At 63.4% G+C, this 12,199-nt stretch carries 15 protein-coding genes; 9 read left to right on the top strand and 6 right to left on the bottom strand.

Annotated features, from left to right (window positions below):
* Window positions 1-16: 16 nt before the first annotated feature.
* Genes AAGW05_RS08685 through AAGW05_RS08675 form a run of 3 tightly spaced genes read right to left on the bottom strand, consistent with a single transcriptional unit; the run spans window position 17 to window position 1,316 of the window.
* The gene (locus AAGW05_RS08685) at window positions 17-244 is read right to left on the bottom strand and encodes a heavy-metal-associated domain-containing protein (RefSeq protein WP_411804108.1); all 228 of its coding nucleotides are present in this window, start codon (window positions 242-244) and stop codon (window positions 17-19) included.
* Between the two features lie 4 nt (window positions 245-248).
* Window positions 249-563 (bottom strand): metal-sensitive transcriptional regulator, encoded by a 315-nt coding sequence (locus AAGW05_RS08680; RefSeq protein WP_411804107.1) that lies wholly within the window; start codon window positions 561-563, stop codon window positions 249-251.
* A gap of 51 nt (window positions 564-614) precedes the next feature.
* Entirely contained in the window at window positions 615-1,316 is a 702-nt protein-coding gene (locus tag AAGW05_RS08675) for a hypothetical protein (protein WP_411804106.1), read from the bottom strand.
* 300 nt (window positions 1,317-1,616) lie between these two features.
* Here AAGW05_RS08675 and AAGW05_RS08670 point away from each other — a divergent pair, with 300 nt between their 5' ends.
* Both AAGW05_RS08670 and AAGW05_RS08665 read left to right on the top strand, forming a co-directional pair.
* On the top strand, window positions 1,617-2,723 hold the full coding sequence (locus AAGW05_RS08670; protein ID WP_411804105.1) for a WD40/YVTN/BNR-like repeat-containing protein: 1,107 nt from the start codon (window positions 1,617-1,619) through the stop codon (window positions 2,721-2,723).
* 11 nt (window positions 2,724-2,734) lie between these two features.
* On the top strand, window positions 2,735-3,022 hold the full coding sequence (locus AAGW05_RS08665; RefSeq protein ID WP_411804104.1) for a MoaD/ThiS family protein: 288 nt from the start codon (window positions 2,735-2,737) through the stop codon (window positions 3,020-3,022).
* A 5-nt stretch (window positions 3,023-3,027) separates the two neighbouring features.
* On the opposite strand, the gene AAGW05_RS08660 is transcribed toward AAGW05_RS08665, so the two are convergent.
* A complete protein-coding gene (locus tag AAGW05_RS08660) occupies window positions 3,028-3,306 on the bottom strand; it encodes an HPr family phosphocarrier protein (RefSeq protein WP_411804103.1) in 279 nt (92 codons plus the stop codon).
* 269 nt (window positions 3,307-3,575) lie between these two features.
* Here AAGW05_RS08660 and AAGW05_RS08655 point away from each other — a divergent pair, with 269 nt between their 5' ends.
* The 4 genes from AAGW05_RS08655 (at window position 3,576) to rlmN (ending at window position 7,441) form a co-directional block, all read left to right on the top strand.
* Complete coding sequence (locus tag AAGW05_RS08655; RefSeq protein ID WP_411804102.1) at window positions 3,576-5,324, top strand: pyruvate dehydrogenase; 1,749 nt, start codon at window positions 3,576-3,578, stop codon at window positions 5,322-5,324.
* A 24-nt stretch (window positions 5,325-5,348) separates the two neighbouring features.
* Window positions 5,349-5,639, top strand: coding sequence for a DUF1304 domain-containing protein (locus AAGW05_RS08650; RefSeq protein WP_411804101.1), 291 nt, complete (start codon window positions 5,349-5,351; stop codon window positions 5,637-5,639).
* 180 nt (window positions 5,640-5,819) lie between these two features.
* Window positions 5,820-6,011 (top strand): hypothetical protein, encoded by a 192-nt coding sequence (locus AAGW05_RS08645; protein ID WP_411804100.1) that lies wholly within the window; start codon window positions 5,820-5,822, stop codon window positions 6,009-6,011.
* A gap of 155 nt (window positions 6,012-6,166) precedes the next feature.
* Entirely contained in the window at window positions 6,167-7,441 is a 1,275-nt protein-coding gene (gene rlmN, locus AAGW05_RS08640) for a 23S rRNA (adenine(2503)-C(2))-methyltransferase RlmN (RefSeq protein WP_411804099.1), read from the top strand.
* 602 nt (window positions 7,442-8,043) lie between these two features.
* Here rlmN and AAGW05_RS08635 read toward each other — a convergent pair.
* A complete protein-coding gene (locus AAGW05_RS08635) occupies window positions 8,044-8,700 on the bottom strand; it encodes a peptidyl-tRNA hydrolase (RefSeq protein WP_411804098.1) in 657 nt (218 codons plus the stop codon).
* 96 nt (window positions 8,701-8,796) lie between these two features.
* On the opposite strand from AAGW05_RS08635, the gene AAGW05_RS08630 reads away from it, so the two are divergent.
* Window positions 8,797-10,020 (top strand): aminotransferase class I/II-fold pyridoxal phosphate-dependent enzyme, encoded by a 1,224-nt coding sequence (locus tag AAGW05_RS08630; RefSeq protein WP_411804097.1) that lies wholly within the window; start codon window positions 8,797-8,799, stop codon window positions 10,018-10,020.
* Here the strand turns inward: AAGW05_RS08630 and AAGW05_RS08625 are convergent.
* Entirely contained in the window at window positions 10,017-10,475 is a 459-nt protein-coding gene (locus tag AAGW05_RS08625) for an acyl-CoA thioesterase (protein WP_411804096.1), read from the bottom strand. The genes AAGW05_RS08630 and AAGW05_RS08625 overlap by 4 nt on opposite strands.
* Window positions 10,476-10,679: 204 nt before the next feature.
* On the opposite strand from AAGW05_RS08625, the gene AAGW05_RS08620 reads away from it, so the two are divergent.
* Together AAGW05_RS08620 and AAGW05_RS08615 are read left to right on the top strand one after the other, a co-directional pair.
* A complete protein-coding gene (locus tag AAGW05_RS08620; RefSeq protein ID WP_411804095.1) occupies window positions 10,680-11,120 on the top strand; it encodes a hypothetical protein in 441 nt (146 codons plus the stop codon).
* Between the two features lie 169 nt (window positions 11,121-11,289).
* On the top strand, window positions 11,290-12,135 hold the full coding sequence (locus tag AAGW05_RS08615) for a nuclease-related domain-containing protein (RefSeq protein WP_411804094.1): 846 nt from the start codon (window positions 11,290-11,292) through the stop codon (window positions 12,133-12,135).
* The last annotated feature ends 64 nt before the right edge of the window (window positions 12,136-12,199 follow it).

The following is a 12,199-nucleotide window of genomic DNA, read 5'->3' as shown; positions in this document are numbered from 1 at the left end:
CTTAACTTATTGGCGGTTAGGCGTTGTTGGCGACCATGAGGTAGCCGGCTTCGGCCACTGCCTCGCCAATTTCCGCGGGGTCAAGGGTCAGGGTGGAGGTGATGGTGACCTCGGAGATGCCCCCGGCATTCAGCTCAATCGCGACGTTTTCGACGCCCTTGAGTTCGGTCAGTTCTTCGATGACCGAGCTGACGCAGTGGCCGCAGGTCATGCCTGAAACGTTGATGGTGGTGGTGTTGCTCATGGTGTTAGCTCCTGAGTAGGCGGGAAATGGCGGCGGTGGCTTCGGCGACCTTGCCCGAGACGATCTCCGGGTTACCTGTCTGGGCTGATTCGTTGGCTGCCCCGACCACGCAATGCCCGATGTGGTCGTTGAGCAGACCGATGCTGACGGCGTGCAGGGCCTTGTTGACGGCGGCCATCTGGGTGAGGATGTCGATGCAGTATTTGTCTTCCTCAATCATCCGGGCTATGCCGCGGACCTGGCCCTCGGCCCTCTTAAGACGGCGGAGGTAGGCCTGTTTTTCCTCTGAGTATCCGTAGGTGCGCTCTTCTGTGTCCATGCTTCGAATCTATACCCCCATAGGGTATATGTCAATTACCCCATGGGGGTATCAATTCAGGGGTGGCCGGCCGGTGGTTCCGCCAAGAGTCCACTGATCCGCTCCGCGCTTCCCCGGGCCCATGCGGTGGTGGACGCGATCCCCAGGGCAACAATCGCCAGCCAGCAGCCGATCACGATCCGCCACAGGGGGTCGGTGGCGGGCGCGAACGACGCCGTAATGGCATGCGCCGCGCCGGCCCCTGTCACCGTCCCGGCCAGTGCCACGCCAAGGGAAATGCCGGCCTGCCGGCTCGTTGGGGCAAGCCCAGACTAAACAGGATGTAGGCGGACCCAACAGGATGTACGAGGCAAAAAGGGCCGCGCTGGATGTATGCGCGTCAAGGAATGTCATGCTCGCACCGCTCGCCGCGATCAGGAGGGTGGCACTGACAAGGGAAGGGCGCGTGTAGAGCCTCCCCACCCGGCGGCCCGAAAGCAGGGAAAAGACAAGCGTGGACAGGGCCATGGGCAGCATGTAGAGGCCCGTATGCAAGGGGCAGAGGCCGCGAACTTCCTGCAGGTACAGGGCATTGATGAACAGGAACGCGCCCCACGAGAAGAAAGCGAGCACGGCCGTCAGTGTGGCGGATGTGAACGGGACGCTGTGGAAAAGCGCAGGTCGATGAACGGCGCGGGGATCCACGGCCCGCGCCCGTTCCTTGCGGTCGGTGAAGGTGTTGGTGATGATCGACATGGTCACCGGGTTCAACATGGAACCACCTAGGCCATGGACCCGGATAGAAGCAGGAAACTGGCCAGGGTCGGCAGGCACCCGTCAACCGTCCACTGCAGCGCCGATCTGGACGTGTGCAGTTCCCGCCCAATGGTCGGCAGGCAACGTTGACGATCGTGGCGTCCATCGAGTCAGCGCATGCTGCCATGTTCCAACTGTCATTTTCTGCGGGGAGGATGTCAACTACCGGTGCGGGAGGCCCATCCTTGGCGCAGCAGACAGCGAAGTTACCGGCGCGAAACCCTTGATGGTCCGGGGCGGGGGTGATCGAATGAAGGAATGGCAAGCAACGATGGCGCACAAACGATTATTCTGGCCGTTGGCACGAAAAAGGGCCTGTGGCTGGGCACCAGCACCGACAGGGCAACGTACACGTTCACCGGTCCACATTTCCTGATGCTTGAAATCCCCAGCATCGGCATTGACACTCGCAACGGGCGCACCCGCATCCTGGTTGGCGTCCGCAGCGAACATTGGGGACCCACGGTGGCGCACTCCGATGACCTGGGCGCCACATGGACCGAACCCGACGACGGCGCCATCACCTTCCCGCCCGACACCGGGGCCGCGCTCGAGCGGGTGTGGCAGATCCAGCCCGACAGTGCTGGACAACCCGGTGTCGTATGGGCAGGCTGCCAACCCATTTCCGTGTGGAAATCAACCGACGGTGGGGAGCATTTTGAGCTGAACCGCGGCCTGTGGAACCATCCACACCGTCAGGAATGGGGTGCCGGATACGGTGGCGCGGCCGCACACACCGTTCTCCCGAGCCCCTCCGATCCAAGCACCCTCCACGTGGCCATGAGCACAGGCGGCGTGTACAGGAGCACCGATGGCGGCGAATCGTGGATGGCCCGCAATCAGGGTATCGGGGCCAAATTCATGCCCGGTGAACAGCTCGAATTTGGCCAATGCGTGCACAAAATTGCCCGGGATCCCGTCCATGCCGAGGTCCTGTATGCGCAGAACCATCACGGCGTCTACCGCTCCGACGACAACGCCGACACGTGGACTTCCATTGCCGACGGCCTGCCCACCGACTTTGGTTTCACCATGGTGGCCCATCCTCGCCGTCCTGGCTCGGCCTGGGTTGTCCCCATCATGGCCGACAGTGAAAGGATCCCGCCGCAGGGGCAGCTTGCCGTGCACAGAACTGACGACGGCGGGGCGTCCTGGAAGCGATTGGCCCTGGGCCTGGCGGAGCCCGACTACAACGTGGTCCTGCGGGACGCGGCAGCTGTGGACACGGCCGAACCTGTGGGGATGTACTTTGGCACCCGCGGCGGCTCCGTCTATGCCAGCGCCGATGAGGGCGAGCACTTTGCCGAAGTCCTGGCGCGCCTGCCCGACGTCCTGTGTGTCCGTGCCGCCGTTCTCGAACTGTGAGCGGGGCAACCGTGTCTGAGGTAAACGTCTTGGTCCCGAGCCTGCTGCGGCCCCTGGTGGGAGGCAGCGCGGAACTGCGCCTTGCCGCCGAACCTGGCGCAACGGTAGCCGAACTGCTGGACGCGATTGGCGGCGAATTTCCCGTTTTCAACCGGCGCGTGCGCGATGAGACAGGGGCGCTGCGGAGGTACGTGAACATTTACGTCAGCGGTGATGACGTCCGCCGCCTTGAAGGTCTGAAAACGCCCGTTGCCGCCGGCCAGGAAGTGATGATCATGCAATCCGTGGCCGGCGGCTGAACCTCTCAGAGCGCGTCGAGATCCGTTTCAAGCATGGCAACCAGGGAATCCAGGGCGGCGTCGGCGCCGTCGCCCTCGGCGCGCAGGACAACCACGCTGCCGTGTTCGGCGCCCAGGGTCATCAAGGACAGGATGCTGCTGGCATCCATGGCGTCTTCGGCCGGTGCGCCATCCATGGCGATGGTGACCTCAACGTCCAATTCGCCGGCGGCCGCGGCAAAGAGCGAGGCGGGGCGGGCGTGCAGACCTGAGCTGCTGGCGACTGTTGCTTTACGTTCGGACATGGGTTCCTCCTGGGGACGGGGTGGTGATGGCGGAAGGGGGTCCGCCGGGCTCGTGGCCGACACTGCCAGCTTAGCGATTTCCTGGGCATCGTCGAGTGTGACTGTGGCAAGGACTTCGCCGACGGCGAGGGCCGTGCCGTGCGCCGCTGCGCAAGTTCAGCCGCCGGGTGCGGGCGAATTGCCTGCGCCTTTCCCGCCGTGTGGCAAGGTCGGGGATTATATTGGCCCTAAGTGTTCGCGGGAGTCACCCAACCACCAGGGAGCCGGCCATGGCCAATGAACTTGCAACCCAACTGATCGAGCAGCTGCAGGCCGCCGGCGTGCGGCGCATCTACGGGATTGTGGGGGACAGCCTGAACCCGCTTGTGGATGCCGTGCGAAAAACCGGCGGCTCCAACAATGGCGGGATCGATTGGATCCACGTCCGCCACGAGGAAGCCGCCGCCTTTGCCGCGGGCGCCGAAGCCCAGCTGACGGGTGAACTCGCCGTATGTGCGGGGTCCTGCGGACCTGGCAACCTGCACCTGATGAACGGACTCTACGACGCCAACCGGAGCGGCGCCCCTGTCCTGGCCATCGCATCCCACATTCCCAGCAAACAGATCGGCAGCGGTTTCTTCCAGGAGACCCACCCTGACAGGATCTTCGAGGAATGCTCCGTCTACTCGGAGCTCATCAGTACCTCAGACCAGGCGCCGAGGGTGCTCCACAACGCCATCCAACATGCCGTGGGGTTGCGTGGCGTGGCCGTCGTGACACTGCCCGGCGACGTGGCAAGCCTGCCCGCCACGGCGCCGTCGCCCATGGCCCGCCCGTTGCGGCACGCTACCCTGGTGCCCGACCCCGAAAGCGTCAGGGACCTCGCCGCAGCCATCAACGGCGCGGACAAGGTGGCGATCTTTGCCGGCGCCGGCGTGCAGGGCGCCCATGATGAGGTGGTGGCCCTGGCCGGGAAGATCAAGGCGCCCATCGGCCACAGCCTGCGCGGCAAGGACTTCATCCAGTACCAGAACCCCTTCGACATTGGCATGACGGGACTCCTCGGGTACGGGGCGGCGGCGGAGGGCATTGCCGGCGCGGACCTGCTGATCCTGCTTGGCACGGACTTCCCCTACGACCAGTTCCTGCCCGGGACCCGCACCGCGCAGGTGGACAGGGCACCGGAACGCCTCGGGCGCCGCACGGATGTGGACCTTGCCGTCCACGGCGACGTCCTGCCCACGATCGAGGCGCTGCTGTCCCTGGTCGAGGAGAAAAAGGACTCCAGGTTCCTGGATGCGATCCTGAAAAAACACGACCGCCTCATGAACAAGGCTGTTGGCGCCTACACACGCAAGGCCGACAAGCTGGTGCCCATCCACCCGGAATATGCCGCGTCCCTGTTGGATGAGATTGCCGCCGAGGATGCCATCTTCACCGCCGATACAGGCATGTGCAACGTGTGGAGTGCCCGCTACATCAACCCGTTGGGGACCCGTCGGCTGATCGGCTCCTACCTGCACGGTTCAATGGCCAACGCGCTGCCGCAGGCCATCGGGGTCCAGTCGGCGTACCCCGGCCGCCAGGTCATCTCCATCTCCGGCGATGGTGGCCTGTCCATGTTGTTGGGTGAATTGATCACGGCCGCCACCCACAAGCTGCCCATCAAGGTGGTGGTGTTCAACAATTCAACGCTTGGCATGGTGAAGCTGGAAATGCTGGTTGACGGGCTGCAGGACTTTGGCGTGGACGTGCCTGACGTCAACTATGCGGCAGTCGCCGCGGCTTTGGGCTTCCATGCCGTCAGGGTCACAGACCCGGCTGCCATTGCAGACGCCTACAGGGCGGCCTTCGCCCACGACGGCCCGGCACTGGTGGAATTGATCACCGACCCCCAGGCACTGTCCATTCCGCCGAAGATCAAGGGCGGGCAGGTGCTTGGCTTTGCCACGGCATTGTCCAAGATTGTCCTTAATAAGGGCGCCGGCGAGGTTGTCAGCATGGCCCGATCGAACCTTCGCAACATTCCGCGCGGCTGAGCGCACCGATCGCAAGGACCCGACATGCTTCTTACAGCCCTGATTTTCGCCGCACTTGCCGCACTGGTCCACGTGTACATCTTTGTGTTGGAATCGGTGCGCTGGACTGCGCCTGGCACGCGGAAGACCTTTGGCACCTCCCAGGAGGAGGCAAACGCCACGAAGGAGCTGGCTTTCAACCAGGGGTTTTACAACCTGTTCCTCGCCGCGGGCCTGGTGCTGCTGATCTCCTCGCCGGCCAAGGCCAAGGCGGCACTGGTGCAGCTCGCCTTCCCGCTGCTCGCCGTGGTCTTCGCGCTCGTGTCGCTGGCCTGAACGGGCCCCAGTTTCCGACGTTCACGTACCAAGGGGTGGTTGTAGTGAAAGCAGCCATCGTGGTGCACCTGCCGGGCGAGGGGCTGGGCGCGCGCCGTCGTTGTTCCAGGGTGACACCAGCCGTTGAACTCAGCGCCAAACAGGCATAGCGTTGAATAACATCCTAAGGTGGTGGCTGAAGTGGAAATTCATCTGTGGTGGCGCGAGCTTGACCTGCCGGCCAAGCAGTGGCTGCGTGAGAATACGGAAGCATCCGAGGTGCCGGGTCATGTGCTCACGGCCGTGGAAGCCGCCGGTGGAAGCCTGACCGGCGGGTCCCTGACGCAGCGCGAATGGGACTTCATCGTGACCCAATCGGAATTCGTGGACTAAAGAGCACCCGGCACAACGGCGGCACCGCCCTGCCGCCGTTGGAGTCATGCCCGGAACACCGCAAAAATCCCGGAACGCCTGCCCAAAAAAGCATTAATGTGATCTTCGCGGCGAACACGGGACACCGCGGGGACGCATGGGGGACAATGGAAAGGATGACTTCCCCCAAAAACACCCCCAGCCCCGCCGTCGACGCACCCGCCACGACTGCCCCCGACGCGACCGCTGCCAAGAGGCGCCCCGTTCGCCGCGCGGCGCAGGTCATGCCTGCCACGGAGGGCTGGAAGCAGGCCAAGGACCCGGGTGGCCGCCCGCTGCTGCAGTTCAAGTCTCCGCGCGTGACGCAGCCGCCGACGCACCTGGCCGACTTGACGCTGGCCGAGCGTGAAGAGAAGTTCAAGGAGATGGGCCTGCCGGCGTTCCGTGCCAAGCAGCTCTCGGTGCATTATTTCCAGCATTACACCACCGATCCCGAACTCATGAGCGACCTCCCCAAGGACCGTCGCGCCGAGATTGTGGACACCATGTTCCCCAAGCTGTTGACAGAGGTCAAGCGCCTCACCACTGACAACGGCGACACCATCAAGTTCCTGTGGCGCCTCTTCGACGGCTCCCTCGTTGAGTCCGTGCTCATGCGCTACACGGGCCGCGTCACCTTGTGTGTCTCGAGCCAGTGCGGTTGCGGCATGAACTGCCCGTTCTGCGCCACGGGCCAGGCAGGGTTGACCAGGAACATGTCAACGGCTGAGATCCTTGACCAGATCGTCCAGGCAAACCGGGTTATCGCAGAAGGCGGCCTGGGCAACTTGCGCCGCGACGGCGGCCACGATGCCGAGCGCGTCACCAACATTGTCTTCATGGGCATGGGCGAGCCGCTGGCCAACTACAAGCGCGTCATGCGGGCCGTGCACCGGATGGTTGCCGACGGTCCCGAGGGCCTGGGCATGTCAGCCCGCGGCATCACTGTTTCAACGGTTGGCCTTGTCCCGGCCATCAACCTGCTGGCCCAGGAAGGTGTCGCCATCACGTTCGCGCTGTCACTGCACGCCCCTGATGACGAGCTGCGCGATGAGCTGATCCCCGTCAATGACAAGTGGAAGGTGGACGACGCACTGGATGCGGCGTACAACTACTACAAGGTCACCGGCCGCCGCGTTTCCATCGAGTACGCGTTGATCAAGGATATGAACGACCACCCGTGGCGTGCCGAGCTTCTGGCGAAGAAGCTCAATGCGCGCGGCCGCGGCTGGGTCCACGTGAACCCGATCCCGCTGAACCCGACCCCCGGTTCCATCTGGACCTCCTCCGAGCCGGCCGTCATGGCGGAATTCATCGACACGCTGATCGAACACGGCGTGCCCACCACGCTGCGGGACACCCGCGGCAAGGAAATCGACGGCGCCTGCGGTCAGCTCGCAGCAGCCGAGTAAAGCGATACGAAAGAACGACGCCGGAACACAGGTTCCGGCGTCGTTCTTTCGTTAAGCGGTGGTTGTGTTCCTCCACAACAGGGCCTGGCAGGGCAGCTGTTCACCTACGGCGCCCGGCCACTGGTGGGAGGGCATGCCTTCAGCGAAGCTGGATTCTTCAGGAAGGAATCCACCATGGCTGCCACACCGCAGGAACTGCAAATATCGACAACGCTGCCTCAATGTTCAGAGCCTGCAGCGGGGGAGTGCCTGGCCTGCTTCATCCGCCGCAGAGTGGTTGCGGGCTGCCGGGGACAGTCCCTGATGCTGCAATTCGGGAGCTGTCGTCTTTCGGGGCAGTTCAACATCGTGACGTGGTTGGAACATCTTGGCGCACTGTGTGATTGCGAGGTGGTCACCACAGTCTTTGAACCATTCATTTACCGGATTCGCACCGAAAAGGGGCTGTACGTTGCCCCGCATGCCCTGGTCGAAGTGCATTCCTGCCTTGGTGTGGGTATGTATACCGCGGAACCCTGCGGAATGTGGGCTCGGACCCGGCCCCATCCAGGGCCGCCCTGGACGTGAACCGTTGGTACCGCCCGGTGTGAGTTGCACATTCCCTACCGCGATTTGGACGTCGTGACGTACGCGGTGGTGGAACCTGGCTCAATCTCGGTGCGTCCCGCGTCCTGGATGACCGGGCCGGCCGACTTCCGCGCACCCTTGCGGAACTCCTTCGCCGGGAGCCCGAGAACGCCCAGAGGGCGCCCTGCAGCGATCCAGGCCTCGACGGTGGCGGGCTTGGTTTCCAAGACCCAGGCGAAGAGCGCATGTGCTGCCTGTGCTGCTGACTTGCCCGTGGACATCTCAAGCGAGGCGTTCAGGACAATGGTCAGCGGCTGCGGGGGAAGCGGCTCGCCGGGCGGCAACTGAGTGCCGGAAACCTGCAATTTCGCGATCAGCTTGGGCAGTTCCCCGGCAGGCATCGGGGGAAGGCCGGCGGCGGTACCCTCGCCCACCGTGGCCAAAGCATGGTCGGGGAAGGCTGTAAGGACCTTGGCGAACGTCTTGGCGTCTGCCCGGCGCACCGACTTTGCGAAGTGGCCGTCGGCCCAAACCCGCCAGTCGGGATTTTCCGGATCGTTTAAGTAAGCCTGCACCGAGGCCAACGCCGCCGCGGCGATGCCGTGCTGTTCGCTGGCAGGTTCCTCCCTGTCAACAAGCAAAATGATGGGTTGGACCAGTTCCTGCGGGCTGCGATCGATGTATTCACTCACCCTTTAAGCGTAGGGGAATTGGCAGTTGCGTATGACAAGCTGGAACCTGGTCCGTTTCAGCTGCACCCCGTGTGCACCGGCAATTCCAGGAGACCCATGCGCAAGCCACCCACCGTTGCCAGCCGTGCCCAGGTGCAGCCCTTCGCCGTCATGGACATCCTGGCGCGTGTTGCAGACCTCCGTGCCGAGGGCCGGAACGTCATTTCCCTGTGCGCGGGCGAACCTGGCGGCGGCGCGCCCAGTGCTGTTTCGGCCCGGGCTGCGGCCATCCACGGCTCCGGCATGCCGCTGAGCTACACGCCGACCCTGGGCATTGCAGAACTGCGCCAGGCCATTGCCGGCCATTACAAGCGCTGGTACGGAATCGACGTTCCAGTCAGGAACGTGGCTGTCACCACGGGATCATCCGGCGCGTTCATGCTGCTTTTTCTTGCCGCGTTCAACCCCGGGGACAAGGTGGCGCTTGCGCGGCCGGGCTACCCCGCGTACAAAAACATCCTCAAGGCCCTGGGCATCCAGGTGGTGGAGCTCGACGCCGGGGCCGACACCCGCTTCCAGCCCACCCCCGCCCTGTTGGACGCGGCAGCCAGGGAGCACGGGCCGCTGGCGGGGCTGGTTCTGGCATCCCCTGCCAACCCGACGGGAACCATGGTCTCGCGCGCCGAATTGGCGGTCCTGACCGGCTGGTGTTCGGACAACGGGGTGCGGCTTGTCAGTGACGAAATTTACCACGGCATCACGTACCCCGCCCCGGGCGCCGAGGACCCCCGGGGTGTCTGTGCCTGGGAACTGGAACGTTCGGGCGCAGTGGTGTCCAGCTTCTCCAAATACTGGGGCATGACGGGGTGGCGGCTTGGCTGGGCGATTGTGCCTGACGACCTTATCGACGCCGTGGATGCGCTGGCAGGAAACGTGGCGCTGTGCCCGCCGGCGCCGGCCCAAATGGCCGCGCTTGAGGCGTTTGGCGATCAGGCGTACGCCGAGGCTGACGCCTGCGTTGGCGAGTTCGCCCGAACGCGCCAGTACCTGCTGGCCAATCTGGACAGGCTGGGCTGGGGCGATGCCGCACCGGCCGACGGTGCGTTCTACCTCTACGCCAACCTGGGCGCAGCCATGGACGGATTTGCCGATTCCGCCGCCTACTGTTCCGCGCTGCTTGAATCAGCCGGAGTGGCGGTGGTGCCTGGACTCGACTTTGACCACGTGGCCGGCCGGAACACTGTCAGGTTGAGCTTCGCGGCAGGGTACGACGCCGTCCGGGAAGGTTTCGAGCGGATCGTTGCCTTCCAGCAATCCCGGCAGACAGAGGCAACGACCTAGCCCTGCTGTGCATCCGGGAGTGCCTCTTTGGTCCCGAAATGCTTCAGGTGCTTAGTGGGGATCCTGTCCCGGTCGTAGGTGATGGAATCGAAGCCATGCGGCGCCGGCCTTCCGTCGGTGCCGAGGTTGACGAAGACGATCTTCTCGATGGTCAGGATTGATTCACGGGTGAACATGTTGCGCACCTCGGCGCGCATGGTCAGCGACGTGCGGCCAAACTGGGTTGCGGTCAGTCCCATTTCAATGAGGTCGCCTTGTTCGGCGGAGGAGACAAAGTTAATCTCCGACATGTATTTTGTGACGGCCATGCCATTGCCGAGTTGGACGATCGCGTAGATCGCCGCTTCCTCATCGATCCAGCGCAGCAAACTTCCTCCGAAGAGGGTGCCGTTGGCGTTGAGATCCTCCGGGCGGACCCACTTGCGGGTGTGGAACGTAATATCACCATTGCTCATGAGGGCAAATCTACTCGGTAACAGGGCCCAGTAGTCCCGATTTGTTGGCGGGAACACAGCCATGGTGTGTCCCACACGGGACCAGTGGTGCGGCATTCATTCCTCCCACGGAGCAGCGGCGTTCGGTGTCATCCACAAAACGCGGTCCAGCCCTTTTACGCCGGTCCGGGAACTGGGAGTTTGGAGGCGTGGAAAGGAAATCCCATGGAACAATGCAACGGTGCAGGGAGCGACGGGCCCGAAGCTGACATTCGGCGCCAATTCAGGGAAATGACAGAGTCGTTCATGGTGCCGTATCGAAATGAATGCATGATCTGTTTTCTCATGCGAGCCATGCCCCTGCTGGAAACCTCCGGGTTCGCCATGACGGCCGCCTACCGAAAATTCAACGCACCGCGGGCCACAAATTTGGGCCGCCGGCTTTCGGAAATGGGAATCTTCGGTGACTGCCAGCTGCTCCAACGTGGGGTGGTTGTCAACGATGCCATTTGGGAGGCCGACCGCTGCCCTGATTGCGGCATTCCCGTTGAGGTGCCGGATTGTCTTGAGGTGCGCTTGGGCTCCACCCAACCGTGCAAGCTCTGGCGGTGGCGGCGCGACGTTGAACGGGAACAGTTTGATGCGTGGTTGGCCCCCAACTACTAAAAGACCCGCCGTCCCCTGCCTTTCCTATCCGTCCGGGCTCCTGCGGCGGCGTCACGAACCGGGGAATTGGGGAATCAATCCCCGTGGTGACGTAAGGTTCGGTGCAGCAATGCACACCGGCTCCGCCTGTTTTCTGGCATCGGGCCCACCATTTGGGGGAGAGCACAGCATGGAACAAAACGTCGGCGCTCCGGCATCAGGGGCAAGCCTGCGGGAGCGGGTGCCCGGACAGTCGGTGATCACCGAACTGCTGCGGATCCAGGGACAGAGGACGCCCCAGAATTTCCTAGGCCGCCTCTTTGGCGTCGACCCGGTGTCTAAGGAGGCTCAGGCGTGGTTCGCAGGCGCACTCGGTGAGATCGAGGTGGGCCGGATCCTCGCCCGGCTCGGCCCGGACTACACAGTCCTGCACGCAGTTCCCGTGGGCGCCGGCAGTTCCGACATTGACCATGTGGTGATTGGCCCTCCGGGTGTCTTTACCTTGAACACGAAACACCACAAGAAGAAGGACGTGTGGGTGGCGGGCGGCACACTGATGGTCAACGGTTCCAAGGAGCCGCACATTCGCAATTCCGTGTCTGAAGGCAAACGCGCGGCAAAGTTTTTGAGCCAGGCCGTAGGGCATCCGGTGGACGTGACAACGATGATCGTTTTGGTGGGTGCATCCAAACTGAACATCAAGAAGAAGCCCGACACGGTGGAAGTATTGGACAGCAAGACGCTCCTGCGCTGGTTCAAACGCCGACCCGTGATGCTCTCGCCGGACGATCTGGCCACTTTGGCGGATCTCGCCCAGCACCCCGAGCTGTGGCACAAGGAACCGGCTGCGGAGCAAAACACCGACACGTTGATGGCCGATTTCAAGGGCATCGAGCAGGCTGTGGAAAAAGCGCGGTCACGCCGGAGGATGTGGGGCTGGGGCGGGATGGCGGCAATTGTGGTCGCCATTCTTGCTTTCGGACCAGCGCTCGCAGCCAGCTTGACGGTATTTATCCCTGGGCATTTCGGTCAATAGAATAGGCAATCGGACGCCCGGCGGCAAGGCAAGACAAACGAAACCGGCACCCAAGTGAGCGGTT

This window comes from Arthrobacter sp. LAPM80 (assembly GCF_046736435.1).
In the GTDB taxonomy this organism is placed as follows: domain Bacteria; phylum Actinomycetota; class Actinomycetes; order Actinomycetales; family Micrococcaceae; genus Specibacter.
Note: the sequence above shows the minus strand (reverse complement) of the source record. Positions and strands in the feature narration are given on the sequence as shown.